The organism is Snuella sedimenti (assembly GCF_016428595.1).
GTDB classification, from domain to species: Bacteria; Bacteroidota; Bacteroidia; order Flavobacteriales; family Flavobacteriaceae; genus Snuella; species Snuella sedimenti.
The window spans coordinates 170311-194281 of record NZ_JAELVQ010000006.1; the positions used below are offsets into that span (position 1 = coordinate 170311).

15 protein-coding genes are annotated in these 23971 nt (G+C 35.9%); 9 read left to right on the plus strand and 6 right to left on the minus strand.

The annotated features are described in order from the left end of the window. Positions 1-64: 64 nt before the first annotated feature. The gene (locus JF259_RS06830; protein ID WP_199114566.1) at positions 65-1201 is read right to left on the minus strand and encodes a FecR family protein; all 1137 of its coding nucleotides are present in this window, start codon (positions 1199-1201) and stop codon (positions 65-67) included. Positions 1202-1330: 129 nt separating this feature from the next. Next, positions 1331-1894, minus strand: a complete 564-nt coding sequence (locus JF259_RS06835; RefSeq protein ID WP_199114567.1) for an RNA polymerase sigma-70 factor — start codon at positions 1892-1894, stop codon at positions 1331-1333. Between the two features lie 242 nt (positions 1895-2136). On the opposite strand from JF259_RS06835, the gene JF259_RS06840 reads away from it, so the two are divergent. The 3 genes from JF259_RS06840 to JF259_RS06850 are packed head-to-tail and all read left to right on the plus strand — an operon-like array spanning position 2137 to position 10353. Next, positions 2137-4170 (plus strand): MGH1-like glycoside hydrolase domain-containing protein, encoded by a 2034-nt coding sequence (locus JF259_RS06840; protein ID WP_199114568.1) that lies wholly within the window; start codon positions 2137-2139, stop codon positions 4168-4170. After that, on the plus strand, positions 4167-7193 hold the full coding sequence (locus tag JF259_RS06845; RefSeq protein WP_199114569.1) for an aminotransferase class III-fold pyridoxal phosphate-dependent enzyme: 3027 nt from the start codon (positions 4167-4169) through the stop codon (positions 7191-7193). Before JF259_RS06840 ends, JF259_RS06845 begins: the two co-directional genes overlap by 4 nt. 13 nt (positions 7194-7206) lie before the next feature. Beyond that, positions 7207-10353, plus strand: a complete 3147-nt coding sequence (locus tag JF259_RS06850; protein WP_199114570.1) for a glycoside hydrolase family 2 TIM barrel-domain containing protein — start codon at positions 7207-7209, stop codon at positions 10351-10353. A 106-nt stretch (positions 10354-10459) separates the two neighbouring features. Here the strand turns inward: JF259_RS06850 and JF259_RS06855 are convergent, their stop codons facing one another. The 3 genes from JF259_RS06855 to JF259_RS06865 form a co-directional block, all read right to left on the minus strand. Further along, on the minus strand, positions 10460-10798 hold the full coding sequence (locus JF259_RS06855) for a YegP family protein (RefSeq protein ID WP_199114571.1): 339 nt from the start codon (positions 10796-10798) through the stop codon (positions 10460-10462). Positions 10799-10935: 137 nt separating this feature from the next. Then, complete coding sequence (locus JF259_RS06860; protein ID WP_199114572.1) at positions 10936-11385, minus strand: hypothetical protein; 450 nt, start codon at positions 11383-11385, stop codon at positions 10936-10938. Beyond that, a complete protein-coding gene (locus tag JF259_RS06865) occupies positions 11372-11959 on the minus strand; it encodes a peroxiredoxin family protein (RefSeq protein ID WP_199114573.1) in 588 nt (195 codons plus the stop codon). The genes JF259_RS06860 and JF259_RS06865 overlap by 14 nt, the downstream gene beginning before the upstream one ends. A gap of 315 nt (positions 11960-12274) precedes the next feature. On the opposite strand from JF259_RS06865, the gene JF259_RS06870 reads away from it, so the two are divergent. From JF259_RS06870 to JF259_RS06880, 3 genes are all read left to right on the plus strand, one after another. Then, entirely contained in the window at positions 12275-15529 is a 3255-nt protein-coding gene (locus JF259_RS06870) for a SusC/RagA family TonB-linked outer membrane protein (protein WP_199114574.1), read from the plus strand. 10 nt (positions 15530-15539) lie between these two features. Further along, a complete protein-coding gene (locus tag JF259_RS06875; RefSeq protein WP_199114575.1) occupies positions 15540-17048 on the plus strand; it encodes a RagB/SusD family nutrient uptake outer membrane protein in 1509 nt (502 codons plus the stop codon). A 202-nt stretch (positions 17049-17250) separates the two neighbouring features. Then, positions 17251-18153, plus strand: coding sequence for a dihydrodipicolinate synthase family protein (locus JF259_RS06880; protein ID WP_233164147.1), 903 nt, complete (start codon positions 17251-17253; stop codon positions 18151-18153). Positions 18154-18726: 573 nt separating this feature from the next. Here JF259_RS06880 and JF259_RS06885 read toward each other — a convergent pair. Continuing rightward, positions 18727-19449, minus strand: a complete 723-nt coding sequence (locus tag JF259_RS06885) for a FadR/GntR family transcriptional regulator (RefSeq protein WP_199114576.1) — start codon at positions 19447-19449, stop codon at positions 18727-18729. 138 nt (positions 19450-19587) lie between these two features. On the opposite strand from JF259_RS06885, the gene JF259_RS06890 reads away from it, so the two are divergent. The 3 genes from JF259_RS06890 to JF259_RS06900 all read left to right on the plus strand — a co-directional run bounded on the left by JF259_RS06890 (position 19588) and on the right by JF259_RS06900 (position 23969). Continuing rightward, on the plus strand, positions 19588-20757 hold the full coding sequence (locus tag JF259_RS06890) for an AGE family epimerase/isomerase (RefSeq protein ID WP_199114577.1): 1170 nt from the start codon (positions 19588-19590) through the stop codon (positions 20755-20757). Positions 20758-20768: 11 nt separating this feature from the next. Beyond that, positions 20769-21881 carry a sialidase family protein gene (locus JF259_RS06895; RefSeq protein WP_199114578.1) on the plus strand — a complete coding sequence of 371 codons (1113 nt, stop codon included), beginning with the start codon at positions 20769-20771 and terminating at the stop codon, positions 21879-21881. 69 nt (positions 21882-21950) lie between these two features. Continuing rightward, complete coding sequence (locus JF259_RS06900; RefSeq protein ID WP_199114579.1) at positions 21951-23969, plus strand: GDSL-type esterase/lipase family protein; 2019 nt, start codon at positions 21951-21953, stop codon at positions 23967-23969. Positions 23970-23971 lie beyond the last annotated feature (2 nt).

Consider the following 23971-nt stretch of genomic DNA (forward strand, 5'->3'; position numbering starts at 1 on the left):
AAATAATTAATAATCCTTGGGGATGAAGTTCTAAATTGTCCAGATCTAAACTTCATTCCCTTTTTTACTTGACTCTGACCGTTTTTCCTTTAGTTTCAAATTTTACTTCATTCGTATTTTCTATAATTTTTAAAATGTTCTCAATATGTTGTTTTTTATTAAATACACCATTGAACTTAACCTCTCCAATAGTTTCATTTTCTATCTCAAATTCAATATCATACCAACGAGAAAGCACTAACATAATCTCTTTAAGTGGTTTATCCTTAAAGCTAAAAAAGCCATCTTTCCAAGAAATTATATCTGACACATTAACTTCTGAAATACTAACTTGATTTGACCCTATACTTAATTTTGCTTGTTGCCCTGGAGCCAAGTACTTTGAAACCTCATTCGCTTTCAACAGTATTTTCCCCTCAACCAAAGTGGTTGCTATGGCTGTATCTTCTTTATATGCCTTAACATTAAACTCCGTTCCCAAAACATCAATGTTTTGTTCGCGTGTGTTAACCATAAAATGGGCATTATTATGTTCAGAACTTGGGGACACATCAAAATAAGCTTCTCCGTAAACAAGTTCAACTTGCCTTGGTTTGTTTTTTGCAAACACTACTGGGTATCTTAATTGTGAATCTGAATTTAGCCAAACCTTTGTACCATCAGACAAGGTTATAAAAAACTGTCCGCCTCTGGGTATTGTCAGCACATTATAGGCAATGGGTTTGTTTTCCTTAGCTCTTTTAGGCGCTGCAGTATAAACTATACGCTCACCATTACTGGTTAGGTTTTCACCTTCAAAAGATGCTCCTTTTTCCAACACTATATTAGAACCATCTTCTAAAGTTAGAGTAGCTTTATCGGTACCTATCTCTATAGAATTTGTTTCAACAACTTTAGGTATAACTACAGTAGGTTCCTCCTTTTTCTCTACAAAAACAAAAATTCCTAGTAACAAAACTGCCGCAACTGCCACTGCATATTTCCAATCTCCTTTTGCTTTAGCCTTCGGATTGATTTTAGTGGAAACTTCACTCCAACCCTTTTGAACATCAACCTCATCAGGAGACTTTAAATAGTACTCTTGCACCTTATAGAAATACGCTCTATGGGTTTCGTCCTCCGAAAACCAAGCGTTAAAAACCGTTTCCTCCTCTTTAGTAAGAGTGTTATTTATTTTCTTTAAAATGAGTTTAAACTCCATAGCATCCATCCAATTTAATCGGCCATATACTAATACGACAACGAAAAATTAAAATGGGTGACAAAAAAAATTAAGAAAAATTTAATTTTACACATTTAAAAACGTCGATTCAGCAAAAAACAAGCACTGTTATTGATTAGTTAACAACAAAACGATAACAGCTCCCAAAGAATGTGTAATTTTTACCTTTGCCCTTTTAAGTTGTGTTTTCACTGTATTTACAGAAACGCCTATTTCATCTGCTATTTCAGCATACTTATAGTTATCTATAAATCGCAACTTTACAATCTGCTTCATTTTACCAGGCAAGGTTTCTATTATTTTAAGAACCTGATTGTAGATTATCGATTTGTCTTCCGCAGAAAACACCTCCAGATCGTAGGCTTCATCCAGTATAGTATGCAAAGCCAGCACATTTGTATTATCGGTTATCTTAATCGATTTCAAATGGTTTAAACATCTATTCCTAACCATTATAAAAAGATACCCCTTTAAAGAGGATTCTATATTAATAGTCTCTGATTTTTCCCATAGGTAAACAAAAATATCTTGTACAATGTCTTCGCTACTACCTTTATCAAACAAATACCCCATGGCATAACTTACCATATCTTGGTAGAGCTCATTAAAAAGTTTTTTAAAGACAAAACGATTTTTCTTTTGTATTTCCTGTAAAACAGAATTAGAATCCAAAATATATCAAATAATATGCGCCAAAGTTAGCTAAAAGTTAGGGATAATATTAATGATAAAAAATTAGAATTCCATAATATCGAATAGCTACTTTAAAAAAAAATTGTACATTGCACCCGTCCAAATACGAAGCAACAACGTTTTTCCTTTAGTTGCTACTTCATTTCGTTTTTAATTAAAAGAAGGTTATTTCTTTAACAAATCTCTATAAATCTGTTATAGAGATTTAATATCTTTTGATCATGGACAACAAATGCATACTTGTAATCACAATTATTTTAAGCTTGTTTAGCTGTGCTAAATCCAATTCTAATTACCAAAAAACTAAACCTCCTACAAAGCACCTCAAGACATCAAACAATATTTTAAATTATAAAATCACGCCTAAACAACCTCAAGATAAATCGGGTTTAATGTTTTCCGATCAAGGTACGTGGTTTGCATATGGTTTAAACAATAGTACACCTAATTACGGTGGGTTCTCAGGCCCCTATTTAATGACACAGGACAATGGCACATGGCTAACCCCTTGTTTAACACAGCTCCACCTTGGCAATGGCTCGGACAACAAAAACCTTATCGATTGGAAAAACGATCTTGTGAGCCAAAACAGCTACGCAAGTCATTTGGAACAAACCTATAAAAACGAAACCATAAAGGTTAAACTCGTGTTGGTATTTCTATCGGGACATACTGCTTTACAACAATTTACAATTACCAATCTATCGAACACACCTATTACTATTAATTCGCATTTTACAGGACATTTATTTGACACCGGTATTACCATCTCCGAAGAAGACAACTACATTAAGTTACAATCAAAAAAAAGCAATGCTATAGGATACACGCAATTTGTAAACGAATTAAATGCCCTTTTTGTTAAAGATAGCAGTTCATATCAGGCCAATAACCAAACTTACATTTTAAAACCCAATGAACTCAAAAAAACAGTTGTATCCCATACATTCATCTTTCCCGAATACAATTGGGAAAATGAAAAAAAGCGCATCGCAACTATCGATTTCGATTCGGTTTTAAACACCCGTAAAACTGAAAAAAACAGACAACTAAAATTATTAATAGACAACAGAAAACCTCAATTTAATGATTCTGCTTACACTCAGGTTTTAGCGAAAGCACATCTCACATTACAAAACAACTGGCGTATCCCTGCTGGCGAAATAAAACATGCTGGTCTTTTCCCTAGTTACCATTACAAATGGTTTAACGGTTTCTGGTCCTGGGATAGCTGGAAACACGCTGTTGGACTCACGTATTATAATACCAATTTGGCTAAAGACCAAATACGCACTATGTTCGACTTTCAAAGCGACGATGGCTTTATTGTAGATTGTATTTATAGGGATACCCTAATTGAAAAACACAACTATAGGGACACCAAGCCCCCGCTTGCTGCTTGGGCAGTAGCAAAGATTTATGAAAAAGATAAGGTCTTGGATTTTGTAAAAGAATTGTATCCCAAACTTAAAAAATACCATTATTGGTGGTACTCAAAACGGGATCACGACCAAGATGGTTTATGTGAATACGGTTCAACCGATGGCTCTCTAATTGCTGCCAAATGGGAAAGTGGCATGGACAATGCCATTCGTTTCGATGACTCAAAAATCCTAAGAAATGCCGAAGGCGCTTATTCGCTAAATCAAGAAAGTGTTGATTTAAACGCCTATTTGTATGCCGAAAAATTATTTCTTGTAACTTTAGCTAAAGCTCTTGGAAACAAAGATGATATACATCAATTTAAGGCTGAGGCTAAAATCTTAAAACTAAAAATTCAACAGCAATTTTACGACAGTAAAGATGGCTGGTTTTACGACACTAACCTTGAAGGCTCTAAATTTATAAAAGGTGAAGGGAGTGAAGGCTGGACAGCACTTTGGGCTCATGCCGCTACACAGGAACAGGCAGAAGCCGTAAAGAATAAAATGATGGACCCAACGAAGTTTTACACTAAAGTCCCTTTTCAAACCATGAGCGCCGACCACCCGAAGTTCAACCCTTTAAAAGGCTATTGGCGCGGCCCAAATTGGTTGGACCAAGCTTATTTTGGTGTTAAAGGGCTTCGTAATTATGGCTTTAATGATGATGCCGACAAAGCTACGATTCAAATTTTAAAAGGCGCCAATGGCATTATGAAAAAAGGACCATCCATTCGTGAAAATTACCACCCAATAACTGGAGAAGGTTTAAATGCTCAAAACTTTAGCTGGAGCGCCGCACATGTTATTATGTTATTAATGAACGACCAATGAATTACACTAATTTAAAAATAACGGTTCAACAGGCCGAAAACATCCTTTTCGACTGTTTTAATATTCAAGGTAAAGCCTCGGAACTCCCTGGTGAACTCGATTTTAATTTTAGAATTAAAGTTGATCATGGAACTGGCTATATTTTAAAAATATCACGTCCAGAAGAAAACGAAAATTATCTCGATTTCCAACAGCAACTACTACAGCATGTTGAATCTCACAACGAACATTTAATTGCACCAAAGGTTATTAAAGATAAAAATGGTCTCGCCATTTCCGAAATAATGGACGATTTAGGCAGAATACGTAAAGTACGTTTACTTGCTTGGGTTTCTGGCCGTGTATGGAGCAGTGTAAACCCTCAATTAGATGATTTGCGTTATAGCTTAGGAGCGCAATGTGGTTTATTAACCAAAGCCCTACAAGGATTTGATCATCCACAAGCACATCGTGCATTTGAATGGGATGTAGCCCAATCACTGTGGACAAAAGCTCATATTGATTTATTCTCGCAGGAAGAAAAAGAAATACTTTCCTCTTTTCAGAATCAATTTGAAAATTCTCAAGAAAGGTATTCAAGATTACGCAAAGCAGTCGTTCATAATGATGCAAATGACAATAACGTAATAGTTTCCAAGGATTTAACAAACCCCAAAGTTAAGGCGGCCATAGATTATGGCGATGCAATATACACGCAAATAATAAACGATTTAGCTATTAGCTGTGCTTATTGTATTATGGGACATAACGATCCGCTAGAAGCCGCTTTACCTATTGTAAAAGGATACCATGCTTCATTTCGTTTAAAAGAAAACGAGTTAGCCCACCTATACATTGCTATTGCCATGCGATTGGTGATTTCTGTCACAAAATCTGCAATTAATAAAATTAAAGAGCCCGAAAACAAGTACTTACTAATTAGTGAGAAACCAGCTTGGGACGTCTTAAAAAAATGGCACAATATTAGTTCGGATTTTGCACATTATAGTTTTAGAAATGCCTGTGGGTTTTTGGCACATCCAAATGAAGCATTATTTAAGAGATGGAGCTCTAAACAAACCTTTAACCTTTCCGATTTATTTCCAACGGTAAATAAAATGGACGTCCATCATCTCGACTTAAGTGTTTCCAGTAAATGGGTTGGACATCAAGAAGCGTTTAATGATTTAGACTTATTTCAATTTAAAATGGATCGCCTACAAAAACAAGTCCCCAACAAAATTATTGCCGGCGGCTATTTAGAACCCCGGGCTTTATACACCTCAACAGAATATGACAAAATTGGGAACTATGGGCATGAAAGCAGAACCATTCATTTAGGCATTGATTATTGGCTACCCCATAACACACCTGTACATGCTTTGTTGGATGGAGAAGTTGTTACTGCTGTGAATGATTCGGGAGTAAAAGAATATGGTGGTTTAGTCATTTTAAAACACACTACGAAAGACTTTCTTTTCTATACCCTTTACGGTCATTTATCAGTTGCAAGTGCTACCAAACACTCCATAGGCGATGTGATTAGAAAAGGTGAAAAAATAGGTGAATTAGGACATCCAAATGAAAATGGTAATTGGGTGCCTCACCTCCACTTTCAAGTCATGCTATCTATGTTAGACTATGTTATTGATTTTCCCGGCGTAATCTATTTTAGACAAATAGACACTTGGAAGCACATTTGCCCAAACCCTAACTTGTTGTTTAAGTCTGAAACTCTTGATAAAGTGGCATATGCTTCAAATGAAGACTTAATCCGCTACCGAAAGCAGCATTTAGGAAAAAGCCTGAGCCTACAATACAAAATTCCTATTAAAATGGTTCGCGGTGCAGGGCAATACCTCATGGATCAATACGGCAAAAAATATCTGGACACTGTAAACAACGTAGCCCATGTTGGCCATGAGCATTATACTGTTGTAAAAGCTGGACAAGAGCAAATGGCACTTATCAACACCAATTCAAGGTACTTACACGAAAACATTAATACTCTAACTAAAGAATTAATAGAAACGTTACCCCAAGAACTTAATGTTTTACACTTTGTGAATTCGGGTAGCGAAGCCAATGAATTGGCCATACGAATGGTAAAAGCAAATACGGGAGAACGCGACATCATCGCTTCAGAAGTAGGCTACCACGGCAATTCAAACATGTGTATTGATATTAGCTCTTATAAATTTGATGGCAAAGGAGGCCATGGTGCACCTGAACACACACATATTTTTCCGCTTCCAGATAAATTTAGGGGCAAATACAGGGGGGAACATGCTGGTAAGAATTACGCCAAAGAAGTTCAAAAGCTAATTGATAACATTCATAAAAAAGGACGTGGTGTGGGCGCTTTTATTATAGAACCCATAATAAGTTGTGGAGGACAGATAGAGCTCCCTGACGGTTTTTTAGCTGAAGCCTATAAAAAAATAAGGGCTGCAGGTGGGCTGTGTATTTCGGACGAAGTGCAAGTAGGCTGCGGACGAATGGGCAAAACCTTTTGGGGTTTTCAACAGCACAATGTTATTCCAGATATTGTAACCATTGGTAAACCTTTAGGCAACGGACACCCCATTGCGGCTGTGGCCTGTACACAAGAGGTTGCCAATAGGTTTGCTAACGGTATGGAATATTTTAACACCTTTGGAGGCAACCCTGTATCCTGTGCCATTGCTACCGAAGTTTTAAGAACCATAAAAAGAGAAAAACTACAAGAAAACGCTTTAAAGGTTGGCACCTATTTAAAAGATGAATTAAAAAAATTATCTGAGGTATTCCCAATCATTGGAGATGTACGCGGACAGGGCTTGTTTTTAGGCTTTGAATTGGTAGACAGTAACATGAACCCTCTGCCAGCCCAAGCTGACTATCTCGCTAACCGAATGAAGTACCACGGTATTTTAATGAGTACCGATGGCCCAGATTATAATGTATTAAAAATTAAACCGCCTATGGTATTTACTAAAGAAAATGCTGAAGCATTGATTTTCTATCTAAAAAAAATATTTGCTGAAGATTTCATGCAACTTTAAAAAAACAACACTCATGAGATTAAGACTAACATATTTAGTATTGTTTTGCTTCATACTTGGTTGCAAAAAAGAACCATTACAAGAAATTCCAGAACAAACATTTCATTATAACCACAAAATATTCGAAGACAACAAACTAGCTCCAAGAGCCACGTTTTTTGCTGCTGAATCAATTGATATATTAGAAAAAGAAAACTCCAAAAGATTCAAAAGCTTAAACGGCGACTGGAAATTTTATTGGGTAAAAGACCCGAAACAAAGACCAACCACATTTCAGAACCTCAATTTTGATGATGCTAACTGGAATACCATTCCTGTACCTGCCAATTGGGAGGTAGAAGGTTATGGGTATCCTATTTACTTAGATGAGCGTTATCCGTTTACTACCAAATGGCCCCATGCCCCTACAGACTACAATCCTGTGGGGACATACAGAAAAGAACTAATGTTAAGTAAGGAATTTTTATCAGAAGATATCATCCTTCATTTTGCCGGGGCAAAGTCGGCTATGTATGTCTATGTAAATGGTACATATATTGGATATTCACAAGGAAGTAAAACACCTGCTGAATTCAATATTAGCAAATACCTTAAAGAAGGCAAAAATTTAATTGCACTGCAAATGTATCGCTGGAGCGATGCCAGTTACTTAGAAAGTCAGGATATGCTGCGCATGAGTGGCATAGAACGAGATGTCTATTTGTACTCACGCCCTAAAGTATTTGTTTCCGATTACCACGCAAAAACAACATTGGACGATTCATATAGTAATGGGATCTTTAACGGCACCGTTACTATTTCCAATACGAATGACAATACCGCTTCACGAACAGTTTCTATTGAGATTTTAGATAAAAACAATTCCATCTACAAAACATCCAGACCTATTGAAATCCAACCCAATGCCACTGTAGAATTTAAGTCAGAAAAACTTATAGAAAATGTAAGGCAATGGTCGGCAGAATGCCCTAATCTGTATACTTTAAAAATAGCTTTAGAGGATGAAACTCTTCCATCCCAAAATCAATATATAACCAGAAACCTAGGGTTTAAACGTGTGGAAATTAAAAATAGCCAAGTTTTAGTAAATGGTAAAGCTGTTTATTTCAAGGGCGTTGACCGACATGAAACCGATCCCCATACTGGACATGTTGTTTCAAAAGCTTCCATGGAAAAGGATATTAAACTGATGAAGCAAAACAACATTAACGCCGTACGCTCTTCACATTACCCCAACGATCCCTACTGGTTAGATCTATGTGACATATATGGCTTGTATGTAATTGATGAAGCCAACATTGAGAGCCATCCATTGGCAATTAATAAAGACACCCAAATAGGTGATGAAATGTCATGGCTACCAGCACACATGATGCGCACAAAACGCATGTACTTTAGAGACAGAAACCATACTTGTATCTATTCATGGTCTTTAGGAAACGAAGCTGGGACGGGTAATGTTTTTAAAAGCACATACAAGTGGTTAAAAGAGCACGACAATAACCGTATTGTACAGTATGAACCTGCTGAAAAAGACGACTATACCGACGTCTATTGCCCTATGTATCCCAAACCAGAATATTTGATAGACCATGGAAAGTCCGATTCGGACAAGCCATCCATTATGATAGAATATGCACATGCCATGGGTAACTCGGTTGGTAACCTACAAGATTATTGGGATATTATTGAAACCTATCCAAATTTACAAGGAGGGTATATTTGGGATTGGGTCGATCAATCACTAGAGTACAAAGACGAAAATGGCAAACCTTATTTAGCCTATGGTCATGATTATCATCCAGACCTTCCTACTGATGGTAATTTTTTAAATAATGGTTTGGTAGATCCTTATCGTAATCCACATCCACATTTAACCGAAGTAAAAAAGGTATACGAACCGGCACAATTTTATTTTACTCCAGCAATAGGTTACGGACTCCTTGAAATAAAAAACAAAAACTTTTTTGATGACTTCTCGGATAAATCTGTGACATGGAAACTACTAGAAAATGGTAAAACAATAAAAACCGGCATCATTGAAATTTCTAATATCAAACCCCAGGAAACCATAAGTTTTTCGATAAAAGATATCCCTAGAGCACTAAACCCTAAATTAGAATACATCATCGAATTTAGTCTGATCCAAAAAGATGATACAGCAATTCTACCAAAAGGACATGAAGTGGCTTGGGACCAATTTATTATTCAAAAAAGAACATCACCCAAAACTAATGCAACCGCCAACAATAACTCTACCATTATTTCAAAAAAGAGTGTTATTGAAATTAAAAACAATAAGACAAGCTTAAAAATTAATGCTAAATCTGGCGAAATCATTTCTTGGGATTTTGACGGTATAGCAATAACCAATCAGCCCATTCGCCCTAATTTTTGGCGCCCGCCAACCGATAATGATTTAGGAAACAACATGCATGAATGGGCAAAAATTTGGCAAGATGCCTCAAATAATTATTCAGCCAAATTGCTTGAAAAACCGGTAATCAAAAATGATGGTATTAGCTATAAAGTAGCTTACATACTACCCAACAACGAAGCTGATGTTAACCTTCTTTATAAGCTGGACAATAATGGCGCCTTAAATATAGATTATAGCTTTAAACCCAATCAAACGGCGTTACCTAACATCCCAAGATTAGGGGTGTACATAACGTTACCCCAAATATTCACAAAGGTATCTTGGTACGGAAACGGCCCTAAAGAAAGCTATTGGGATAGAAAAACGGGTGTAAAAACAGGTATTTATTCCGGAAACATCGCAGATCAATTTGAAAGGTACCCACGACCACAGGAAACAGGAAACAAAACTGATGTACGTTGGATGATGGTAAAATCAAATAACTTAGAGATAAAAGCTTCAAGTAGTGTATTACTAAACTCAAGTGTTTGGCCATTCACAATGAAAGAAATCGATTTTATTGGTAGTGATGCTGGCGAATCGGCTTCTGGGTTAGTACCTGTTACAAAAAAACATGGTGCAGATATTAAAATTGGAGATACCGTTCAATGGAATATTGACTATTTACAAATGGGTGTTGGCGGCGACACATCTTGGGGACGCTTAGTACATCCAGAATACACTATTCCTGCCGACAAAAGTTATAGCTATTCGTTTAGAATTGAACCTAAAAAACAATAAACTTGTCGTTATATGTTATCAGTATTATGTACTTCAAACAAAAAAAAAGAGTTGCTCTGCTATGCAACTCTTTTTCCATTGATAATAGCAAACTAAATTCAGGAGATTATTTCTTTATGGTTATGTCTATTATAGTGGCTTCTGGAGCATTTTTTGCTACCGAAGCAATCCCATTTTCCATTGCGCTAACAGAATTATAGAGTTCACTTGTACCTATAACCTGCCCATTATAGGCTTTTAAGTTAAAATAAGGATTCCTTCCTTTTGACGTTAACCGTTCAAATCTTCCATCAATTGCAGCATTCAATCGCACCGATTCAATTCCTTTTTTACAACTGGCTTTTGAGCTATACCCTTCACTAGCCAAAATAACTTGCCCATTGTTGGCCTTAAGCCTAAATCTAAATGCTTCTTTTTTATCTGTGTAGATTTCAAATTTTGCCATGCTACTATAAATTAATTTCTGGATCACTTTATTATTACGACACAACTATTTAAAAAAAGTCACAATAACATTAATAAAAGACTCAATAAAAACCATAAAAAGGGAGGGGTCTCGCTACATTAACTTGAGAAATCCTATTAGTAGCTAATGCAAAAATCAAGTGTCCTCGGAAAAAAACATTGTCTGTCATTACAGGTTTGATAATAGAGCCCTCCATTTAAATAGGAACTATCAGAAGGCATCCGTTTATCACATTTTAAAGTTACGGTCACCTCCAATATATGACTTAAAGCCTTATGTTCAACTTTATCTAAAACAACAGTGTCGTAATACTTTTTTGTAAACGTTTTTTGGAGGGTACAACCCTCGGGGACTTCAAAATTAATTTCAGTTGGAATAAGATTATCCTGCGTATTGGACAATGCTTGAATATGGTACCCATCAAGAATTTTAAAAGGAATCATTATAGTAATAATGGTATTGTCCCTGTTAATCTTGATACGATCCTCTTCAATACTTACAAACTGCTTCTGTTGAAAATGGAATAGCCCCAAAAAGCAACACAATAAAAAGTTATAAAAGCTCATGGAGTGTTTTTTTGAGTTGCTTTAACTCTGCATCAAAATTTTTACTGTCCAAAAGTGACATAAATTGAATGTTACCATCTGGATCAATTAACAGATTAGAAGCTAGCATAACTTCATCTCTGGCCAGATCGGGAAGCACATCATCTGGAGCATAGCTTGCTGCAACCAGACCATCTTCATCCAATAAAATCGGGAATGACAAATTGTATTTCTCCCTTAATTTTTCCTGAACAAGATTTTTGGGTTCTTTAACATCGATAAGAAGAACTTCTACATTCTTACCTTTATAATCCTGATACAGTTCTTCTAAATAAGGAGCCTCGGCATTACAAAATGGACACCAAGTTGTGGCTATGTGAATGACGACAAATTTTCCCTTATAGGATTCCAAACTAACAGTGTTACCTTCCAGTGTGTTTAATGAAAAATTAGGTGCCTTTACAGGGTTATTAATAATATTGGCTGTTTCATGGATTGCGTCCTTATGCTTCGATGCATCCCTACATGAAATAATTAATGCTAAACAAAACGCAACTATTAAACAGGAAAACAGAGGTGTTTTTAAACGACACATATCTAAAAATTTTATTGTAGACCAAGCCTCTGTGATTCAGCATTATAAATATACAAATTTACAGAAACACTACCTAAACAGAAGCCATACCAGATTTCAAAACCTTACACCAAATTACCAACCATACTCATAAACATTAAGAATTAACAATATTACCCACCTAGTTTCTAGCACTATAACCTTCTGTCCCGCAAAGCCTTCTTATTGTTAAAATGAACAAAAAGTTTTGCGATATAAAAATATTATTCTAATATTGCATTATGTATTACATAATACTTAATATTTAAATAAACTAATTAATCTAACGCAATCAAAATGAGAAAAAAGAACTTTATGACCAGTCATCTGGTACTTATTGTATTCTTTTGCCTGTCTTTAGTAAGTTATGGACAGACAAAAACAATTACGGGAAATGTTGTTGCTTCGGGAGACAATATGCCTCTTTTGGGAGTTACCATTCTTGTAAAAGGAACCAGTACAGGGACTACAACCGACTTTGATGGTAACTATGCTATTAAAGCCAGTACAGGCGATGTTCTTGTATTTAGCTATGTAGGATATGCTACCAATGAAATAACTGTAGCAAACAACACCGTAATTAACGTCGCTTTAAATGAAGATACTTCAATATTGGACGAAGTCGTTATTACTGGTTATGGCAAACAAACAAGGGCAACATTAACAACATCGGTATCAAAACTTGATACTCGAATTTTAGAAACTTCAACACGATCCAATGTCGCTACTGCCTTACAAGGGACTATTGCTGGCCTACGAGTTACCAATACCACAGGACAACCGGGATCTACACCTCAAATCGTATTACGTGGTGGTACTAATTTTGACGGTACGGGTTCCCCTTTGATTTTAATTGATGGTATTCCGGGCTCTTTTTATGCTTTGAACTCCGACGATATTGAATCCATCGAAGTATTAAAAGATGCTGCTGCAACGGCTATCTACGGAGCAAGATCCGCTAATGGTGTTATTTTAATAACAACTAAAACAGGAAAAACAGGAAAATCTTCTATTAATTACAAATACAAGTACAGTATTAACAATGAAAGAAACGACCAAAAATATATTGGTGCAGCAGATCATATCAATTACAACAGACAATCGATTGCTTGGTTTAGAGAAGTGGTTAATAACCCTGGTAGTTTTGGTGCTTTTTTAAATGGAAACCATAGTGCAGCGATAGGTAATAACACAACTAACGATCCGTTTACTACGCAGCTTTTAACAGCATCCAACCAATATTTGTTGAACCAACCTGGATGGATGTCCATTCCAGATATTTTAGATCCAAGTCAAGACATTTTATTTTTCGATAATAAAGGTGTTGGTGACAGAATCTATCAAGATAGTGCCTCAAAAGACCATTATTTATCATTTGATGGTGGTAACGAAAAAGGTTCTTACTATTTAGGCTTAGGGCTTTTGGATAATGAAGGATTGGTTTTAGGGTCTGGCTTTAAAAGATACTCAGGAAAATTTAGTGGCTCTTACCAAGTTACCGATAATATAAAAGTAAATTCGAATATTTTATACTCACATTCTAATTTAAATTTAAGCCCTTTAGGTGGAGAAGATACTGTTTTTAGAAGATTTCAAGGGCAAGCTTCAACCTCAAGAACTTACGATAGCAATCCTGATGGTACCTGGTCGGACCAATATGCAGTAGGCCAAAACCAAGGCTTTGGTAATCCACTATATTACCAAGATAAATTTGTTAGAAAAAATTTAGAGCAACGTTTATCGGCATCGGTTGGTATTAATTGGGATATTATAGAAGACTTAACTTTAGCTGTAACAGGAAGTCATTTTACAATTAATAACCATAACGAAAGTTTTAACAGGGCTTATAGAGTGGGGAGCACCACTGGGCCATTACGTACAGGTCGTGAAGCAGCTGTAAGTTTGGGAAGAACCCTAAGAAACCAATTAACAGGAACCATAAATTACACCAAAAAGTTTGGTAACCATAACATCAATGCATTGTTAGGCGCTGAATATTTTAAAGATAATTTCTTTTCAACTTCAGCTGGAACTAGAAACTCGCCAACAGATTTAATTGAAACGCTTAATGCTGGCGCAGAAGCCAATGGCATACCTTCAAGTTTTGAAACCGAATATGTTATTACATCTACTTTTGGTAGGCTACTATACGACTTTGACGACAGATATTTACTTGGCTTTACATTTAGAAATGATGGTTCGTCGCGATTGGGAAATAATAAATTTGACTTTTTCCCAGGGGTTTCCTTTGGTTGGAATGCCCATAACGAAGCGTTCTTTGAAGCATCTTCATTAAGCAATACCATTTCCAGATTAAAGCCTAGATTAAGCTATGGTGTTAATGGTAACCAAGATGTATTAAGTAATTATGGAGTTTATGGTTCGTATGGAGAACAGGGTGTTTATAACGGCCAAACTGGATATGCCAATTCAGGCCTTCCAACCTTAGATCTGCTTTGGGAAAAATCAACCACCTTTAATGCTGGTTTAGATATTTCATTTTTTGACAACAGATTATCATTCATTACAGATATCTATTCAAGAGACATTAAAGACAAATTAGCAAACTTAACATTGCCTTTCTATACTGGATTTAGCAGTATATTAACCAATAACGGAACCATTAGAAATAAAGGCTTTGAATTACAGGTAAACGGTGATATTATTAGAAATAATGATTTAACCTGGAATGTTTCTGCAACATTTACTAGCAATAAAAATTATGTAGTCAAGCTTCCAGAAAATGATAACGATTTAAACAGACAAGGCGGAACATTAATCTGGAATTCAAAAACAGGCCAGGAAGAATGGGTAGGAGGCTTTCAGGAAGGACGTCGATCTGGTCATGATCTTGTTGTAGCTTTCGAACAAGCTGGTATTTACGCCTCACAAGCCGAAGCCGATGCAGACAATTCTATAACCGATGAGTATATGCCGGGAGCCAGTCGTAACCAACGTTGGGCTGGTGACGTAAAATGGGTAGATCAAAATGGAGACGGTGTAATTAATGAACTCGATAGAAAAGTTATTGGACGTACCACGCCTGATTTTATAGGCGGTTTAACAACGAGCCTTAAATACAAAAACTTTAGTTTATTTGTTAAAACCGATTTCGCTACCGGCCATCTAGTATGGAATCATATTAGAAACAAAGGTTACGGTCAAACTCAAGGTAACTTGGCACAACCTATTGAAGTGTTAGATTCCTGGACACCAACGAACACTGATACCGATTGGCCGCGATTTGTTTTTGTTAACGGAGCCAAAAACGTTTGGAGAGGCAATGAAGGTGCAAGTAGTTTACAAAATTTTGCAAATAATAAATTTTGGGAAAAAGGCGATTACTTAGCATTGCGCGAAATAACTTTAAGTTATAATGTACCAACAGAACATTTTAACGATGTTATTAAAAGATTAAACGTATATGTAACAGGTACTAACTTACACTACTTTAAGAGTATGAGTGGTGATACACCAGAAGTTGGTGGTGTGCAATATGGGGAATTTCCAGTTCCTAAAACATTTACAATAGGACTTAACGTAACATTCTAAATTTAAAAAAATGAAGAAGTATATATATATATTTATAGCTATAATAACTTTTAGTGCTTGCGAAAATGAACTTGAAATAGTAAGCCCTAGCGAATTAACTGCAGCAGGTTTTTGGGATACCGAAGAAGGCGCAAAAACAGCACATACAGGGTTGTATGCGAATTTAAGATCATCTGCAGGAACGTTATGGTTATTAGGAGAAATAAGAAGTGATATTTGGGGCGGACGCACTTACGAGTCGCCTTCAAATGAGTCATTAATCGAATCTAATATTACAGTGGCTACAGCTCCTTTTGGTGGATGGGCAGGTTTGTACACTAGAATTCATAGAATAAATGACTTTTTGGTAAACTTACCAAATGTAACATTTAACGATGAATCGGAAAAAGGACATTTATTAGGTCAAGCTTACGGGTTACGTGCATTATACTATTACACCTTACTTAAAACTTGGGGCGATGTACCCATTATTTTAGAGCCTTTTACAGATATTGATCCAACTGGCTTAAGTAGAGCAAGATCGCCTCAAACTGAGGTAATGGCACAAATTAAATTGGATATAGCAGCATCGTTAAGTGCGTTTGGTTCAGATAACAGCTATTGGGAAGGTAGCCGAGTGTTTTGGTCCAAAGCTGCAACGTTAGCACTTAAAGGCGATGCCTTTATTTGGTCAGGAAACCTATTAGGTGGCGGAAACGCAGATTTTACTGAAGCCAAAGTTGCTTTACAGCAAATCGCATCTTTAGGTGTGAGTTTAGAGTCAAGTATTGACAACTTATGGGGCGTATCAAATGAAAATAATAACGAGTTTATTTTTGCCATACAATACAAACGCGATGAAGCTTCAAATATTTACAACAGCTTAACCGGTAGAAGTACAGAAATCAATCCTCAGTTTAACGCGTCAGGAGAATCTATGAGCGATTTTGTAATTGCTGGGGCGAACCGATATGGTCAGTCTGAAAAGACCATCTTGTTATTAGACGATAATGATGATGCTCGTAAAGACGCTACTTTTATCAGGTTATATACCGATGATAACGGTGGTGCTGGATACCCAACGTATAATGAGCCAACTTACTTTGGCTCTATATTTAAAAAGTTCTTAGGGCAAGTAGATGGTTCTGAAAGAATTTTTGAAAATGACGTACCCGTTTACAGATATGCTGATGTGATTTTATTATTGGCAGAAGCAAAAAATTTATTAGGAGAAGACCCTTCGGGTGAGATTAACCAAATTCGTGAACGTGCTTTCGGCGCCAATTATGTACCTGCAACACATGCCTATGTAAACAGTACGCAGACAAATAATGCCAACGCTATTTTAAATGAGCGCTACAAAGAGTTTATTGGAGAAGGTAAACGTTGGTGGGATTTAAGAAGAGCTGGAGACAATTTTGTTATTGATAACATTAGCTTCTTATCTTCAGGAGATGAATACAAACTATTATTACCTATTACAACCGATATGATTGGTAGAAACCCTTTATTAGAGCAAACACCAGGTTATACCAATTAATAACAAATTTTCATTCATATAGTTATTTTGAGTTAATTAGAGAGATTTGAAGAAAGGGAGTTGAAAACATAAAAAGACTCTCTTTCTTTAATGTTATAACCACTATAAACCAAAACCTCAATTATTAAATTATTTTATAAATTAACAAAGATTTAAATAGCTCTATTTAATTTAAACTTAAGCACTAAATCATAAAAAAATAATGATAAAAAACCTAATAGCAGCTACGTATGCTCCCATGCACACAGACGGTTCTTTAAATACTGATAAAATTAAGGATTACAGTCAGTTCTTAACCAAGAATAATGTCTCGGGAGTATTCATGAATGGTTCTACCGGCGATTTTACATCTTTAACTATCGATGAGCGTAAAGCAATTACACTGGCCTGGTCCGAAAACAAATCTAAAGATTTATATCTAATCGATCATGTTGGAGATCCCAGTCTTAAAGTTGCTAAAGAACTGGCGCAATATGCCTCAGACAAAGTAGATGCCATTGCTGCCATTGCCCCTTTTTACTTTAGGTTGAACAGTATTGACAAACTTATAGATTATTGTAAAGAAATTGCTATCTGTGCTCCTAACCTGCCCTTTTATTACTACCACATCCCTGTACTATCCGGAGCGCAATTAAATATGGCGTCATTTTTAGAACAAGCAAAAGACAACATCCCTAATCTAGCAGGTATCAAGTTTACAAATAATGACCTGATAGATTACGGACATTGTAAAAGTAAAGCTAACAGCAAATACAATATTCTATTTGGTTATGATGAATTATTTATTAATAGTCTTCCGTTAGGAGCTACCGGGTGGGTAGGCAGCACTTATAACCATTTGGCACCTTTGTATTACAAGATTAAGGAACTATTTGAAAATGGCAATATGGAAGCGGCCGCCGATTTGCAATCAAAAGCCATCAAGTTTGTGGAACTATTAAATAGCAAAGGAGGCTTCAATGGTGTAGGAAAAGGTTTTATGAGAGTATTGGGTGTCGATTGTGGACCAAGCAGGTTTCCGCACACAACTTTAAGTGATTCAGATTATATAGAAATTAAAGAAGCACTGGATGGCATAGGGTTAAAATCTTGGTTTAGTAAATAAATGTCGTTGTTAGTAAGAAGAAGATTTCTTCTAAAAAGTCCTTGATTTTAATTGCCATCTGAGCCTATAAAAGCATCTAAAAACAAGCAGAAAAGACAAAAAACAAACAACATCGGGAAATAGAATAATAATAATGATTGCTAGTAAAGAACCATGAGGCAGGAGATTGGGCCTACCAAGGATATTGCTAGAAAATCAAGGAGGTCGTGCAGAGGCTAGAAGATAAAAAGCTGTTTGAGCGAGCAAAAGAATAATCGGCACACAGATTACCTGAGCAAGCCATTTAAACAACCAAGAAGAAAGAATCATGGCACGAGTTCTTTTTATACTCCGTAGCATTTTCAGCAATGTCCTCGTAAGCCTAGATCTTTGCCACTTTGCATCATAGCAAAGTGGAAGAAGAATATAAAAAAAGGCCTTTAAAAAGACCTAAGCAGTATTCTTGATGTTATGCTATATGTTACGCATTCGAAACCTATCATGACATTAGTAATTTAAAACATTTCGACTGCGCTCAAAGCGACATAGGTCTTACTTTTTAGGCTTCCAGTTCTTTATTGGATTTTAAAATCTTTATTGTTTTACTACATGCAATACCTTCTCAAAGTGCGGCTCCAAATGATTTCTCATGGCTTCCCTAAAGGCTTCGGGCGTACCTTCTTTTAAAATATTTAGTAAATCCCTATGTGTTACGAATGTTCCTTTTGAATATTTAAAATCTTTGGCTTCGGGCGTCATATTGTTATGTACATAATTAAATACAGGTAATAAAAGATCTTGAAACCGTTGTAATGTTGTATTGTTAGACATCTGGTAGAGTTTTCCATGAAAGGTGATTTCATGCTCCAAACTAAAAAAACTAGTATGTATGTTATCCTTTTCTTGTTTGGTTACAATTTTATCCAACTCTTCCAAGTCCTCTTTAGTCTTTCTAGCAAATAACAAATCGGCCATTCCCATTTCTAAAATCAATCGAAGCTCAAAAATATCGGTTAGGGTTTGCTCTCCCAATAAATTATATTCAATCGCTTTTTCAAAATTCTGAATAATATCTGGTTGCGTAAGCACCATACCTTTACGCTTTTTAGATTCTATAACCCCTATCGTCCTAAGTCTTAAAAGTGCTTCGCGAATAACCGTTCTACTTACACCTAAGGCTTCTGCAAACTCCAATTCCTTTGGTATGGAATCTCCTATTTTTAAATTATTCTCTTTAAAATATTCTTTCAACCTCATTTCTACTTTATCAACTAACGATAAATTTTCTAGCGGCGTAATATTTGTAAGTTTCTTCATTATTAAAATTCTATTATAAAAAAATATTAAAAGTCGAAGTTAATATAATATTTCTTATTTTTGTATTATGTTATACATATAAAGATATAATATATTACTTAATAACAAAAGCGAATATAGAAAATATTACCTTAGAATATGAAATATTCCAAACTCTATAAAGAAACATTACTCAACAATGTTATTCCTTTTTGGGAAAAATATTCCATCGACACTGCGAATGGAGGCTATTACACTTGCCTAGACACCGAAGGAAAAATATATGACACCGATAAGTTTATTTGGCTTCAGGGTAGGCAAGCCTGGACTTTTTCAATGCTATATAACAAGGTTGAAAAAAATGAAAATTGGTTACGCATCGCAAAAAATGGAATCGATTTTTTAAGAAAATATGGTGCTAACAAAAACGGAGATTTCTATTTCTCGGTTACCGCTAAGGGCGAACCTCTCGTAAAAGCCTACAACATTTTTTCCGATTGCTTTGCTGCTATGGCTTTTAGCCAATATGCCATAGCTTCTGGAGATGAAGAAATAAGAACCCTTGCCAAGAAAACGTATTACAATATTCTTAAAAGAAAAGATAATCCAAAAGGAACATATGAAAAAACTACGGATACAAGGCCCTTAATTGGGTTTTCGCTTCCCATGATCTTATCCAATTTGGTATTGGAACTGGAGGCCATACTAGATCCGGAAGATGTTGAAAAAACCATCGATTATAGTATGCATCAGGTAATGGAGCTGTTTTTAGACAAAAAAACCGGTTTGATTTTTGAAAATGTCTTGCCAAATGGATCACACGACAACAGCTTTAACGGGCGATTAATAAATCCGGGGCATGGTATCGAAGCCATGTGGTTTATGATAGATATAGGTGTACGCAGAAATGACCAAACCCTAATAGATAAAGCCTCCCAAACCATAATCAATATACTGGAGTACAGTTGGGACTCGAAATATGGGGGCATCTTTTATTTCTTGGATTCAAAAGGACATCCTCCACAACAGCTAGAATGGGATCAAAAATTATGGTGGGTACATTTGGAAACTTTAGTTGCCTTAGCAAAAGCCTACCAGTATACTGACAATGAAGCTCTTTTTAAATGGTACCACAAAGTACATGAATATGCTTGGTCTCATTTTAATGATCCGAAAAACGGAGAATGGTTTGGCTATTTGAATCGCCAGGGGGAAATATTACTAAATTTGAAAGGCGGTAAATGGAAAGGTTGTTTTCATGTCCCCAGAGCCATGTACCAATGCTGGCAATCTTTTGAAAACATTGAAACACAAATTCATAAAACATAAATAAACACATCATGAAACATATCATCATACTGGTATTAATCGCATTACTAAATTCATGTGGGACAAAAATAAATACCAGTCCCAATGCTAATCCTGAATTTACTCCCCTATTCAATACAGGCATGCAAGACGGCGTTTCTTGCTATAGAATTCCGGCAATAGTAACAGCTCCTAATGGTGATTTGGTTGCTGCTATTGACCAACGTGTACCATCATGTGGCGATTTAAAATGGAGCAAAGACATTAACATAGTTATCCGTAGAAGTAGTAATAATGGAAAAACTTGGACACCTATTGAGACCGCAATCGATTTTCCCGAAGGAAGATCGGCCTCAGATCCTTCAATGATTGTAGACAACATTACGGGTACCATTTTTCTATTCTATAACTATATGAACTTAGATACAGAAAAAGATATCTATTATTTACATGTTATGAAAAGTTCAGATAATGGAAAAACGTGGAGTGAACCCCAAGATATAACCTCGCAAATAGCTAAACCCGAGTGGCATAAAGACTTTAAGTTTATAACATCTGGTCGCGGTATTCAAACTCGATCGGGAAAACTACTGCATACCATGGTGAACTTAAACAGTGGATTACATGTTTTTGGAAGTGACGACCACGGTAAGACCTGGTATTTTATTGATACGCCTATTCAACCCGCTGATGAGTCAAAAATTATCGAACTTACCGACGGCTCTTTAATGATCAATGCCCGTGTTAATAAAAAAGGAATCCGATACGTCCATACTTCCCAAGACGATGGCAAAACATGGGTTACCGAACCAGCCTCCGAATTAATAGATCCAGGTTGTAATGCAAGTATTATTCGTTACACATCAAAAAAAGATGGCTATAAAAAAAACCGCTTGTTATTTTCTAATACTAAATCTGAAAAAGGACGTGTAAACATGACGGTTCGTATTAGCTATGATGAAGGGAAAACCTGGAGCGAAGGGAAGACTATTTATAAAGGATCATCTGCATATTCTTCATTAACCATTTTAAAAAATGGTGATATAGGGCTCTTCTTTGAAAAGGATGCATACACAAAAAATGAGTTCACCAGTTTTTCTTTAGAGTGGTTAACTAATGGAAAAGACACCTATAGAAAGCCTTAATAATTTTTAAATTAAATGTCCACAAGACTTGTTTCGCTTATACTGCTCGTACTCATTTTAACAATAACAATGCACGCTCAAAAAACAAGAGTTGCTTGTGTTGGTAATTCCGTTACCTATGGAGCAGGCATTAAGGATAGGTCTTTAAATTCCTATCCTTCGCAGTTACAAAAATTACTCGGCAGTAACTATCATGTTGCAAATTTCGGACACTCTGGTGCAACCATGCTTAAAAACGGACATAAGCCCTATTGGACAAAACAAGCATTTAAGCAATCGCAAGACTTTGCTCCTAATATTGTCATTATTCACTTAGGATTAAACGATCAGGGCAATAACAATTGGCCGAAACATAAAGAGGCGTTTATTCCAGATTATCTGGATATGATTTCGACATACAAAAAGCTTCCCAGCAAACCTCGAGTTATTATCTGTAAAATGACCCCTACTTTTTCTGGGCATCATTGGTTTGAAGAAGGTATGCGCGAAAGCTTTAAAGACATTCAAAACAAAATTGAAACCATTGCCAACACAGCAAACGTAGAGCTTATAAACTTGCACGAGCCGCTGTACCGGTTCCCAGAGTTTTTCCCAGATAATTTACACCCTACAAAAGACGGCGCTGCCATTATAGCCAAAAAAGTATACAGTGCAATTACCGGTGATTATGGCGGATTACAGTTGCCAAAATATTATGGTGAAAACATGGTTTTTCAGCGTCATGAACCTATTGTTATTTCTGGTACAGCAAATATTAACGACCATATTACGGTTCAATTAAACAGCAAAAAAGCATCAACGACAGTTACAAAAAAGGGTGTTTGGAAAGTTTCCTTTCCAGCCATGAATGCAGGAGGTCCCTTTGCTTTAAAGATCCAATCAAAATTATCCAAAACCATCCAATTTAATCAAGTATATATTGGCGAAGTTTGGTTAGCCTCGGGGCAATCCAATATGGATTTTAAAGTGCAACACATGCTATCGGCTAAATCTGTTTTAAAAGACTCATTGAATCCGAATATTTTTGTGCTCTCAATGGATCCCAAGGTTTTAAAAGGCACTCCCTTTACTGAAAAAGAACGTTCACTTTGCAACACCAACGATTATTTTGAGTCCTCTGGTTGGAGTAATACAAGCGATAAAATATTGGAGAATTTTTCGGCAGTAGCTTATGCTTACGCCTATAATCTCCAGAAGTCATTAAATGTTCCCATTGGCATTATTTGTAATGCTGTTGGAGGATCGCCTACACAAAGTTGGATAAGTAGAGAATGCTTGGAACAAACTCATGAAACAATTAGTCTTCTTAACGATTCATGGCAAAATCCGTTGATCGATTCTTGGGTCTCTCTACGAAAATCAGAAAATTTTGGTCATAACAAAAACCTAAAAGGAAGGCATCCATACGATGCTACTTTTCTATTTGATTCAGGTATTTTACCTCTTACCAACTTTAATTTTAAAGGTGTTATTTGGTATCAAGGCGAATCGAATACCGAGCACGTTGACTTACACTCACGGTTATTTAAAATGCTCATTAAAGATTGGCGCATTCATTTTAAAAAACCAGAATTTCCTTTCTATTATGTACAATTAAGTAGTATTAACCGCCCTAATTGGGGTACGTTTAGAGACGCACAACGTAAACTTTTACATATTAAAAACACGGGAATGGCCGTTTCTTTAGATGTTGGTCATAAAACCGATGTACATCCAAAGCAAAAATGGATACTTGGAGAACGGTTGGCTAGAATTGCTTTAAATAAATCTTACAAAAAACCAATTGCTTTCTCTGGCCCTTTGTTAGATTACGTGAATGTAATGAATGACAAATTGGAAGTTTATTTTAAACACAGTGAAGGTTTAAAAACTAAAGACGATACCGCCATAAAAGATATTATAGTAGCTGGAGAGGACAAAGTGTTTTTAAAGGCTCAAACTAAAATTAAAGGCAATAAACTTATTGTTTGGTCGCAAAACATAAAAAAACCAAGGTACGTTAAGTATGGTTATTCGTCGTATACTAACGGAAACCTAGTTAATAAAAGCAATTTACCAGCATCTACTTTTTCAAATTTAAAAGAATAAAT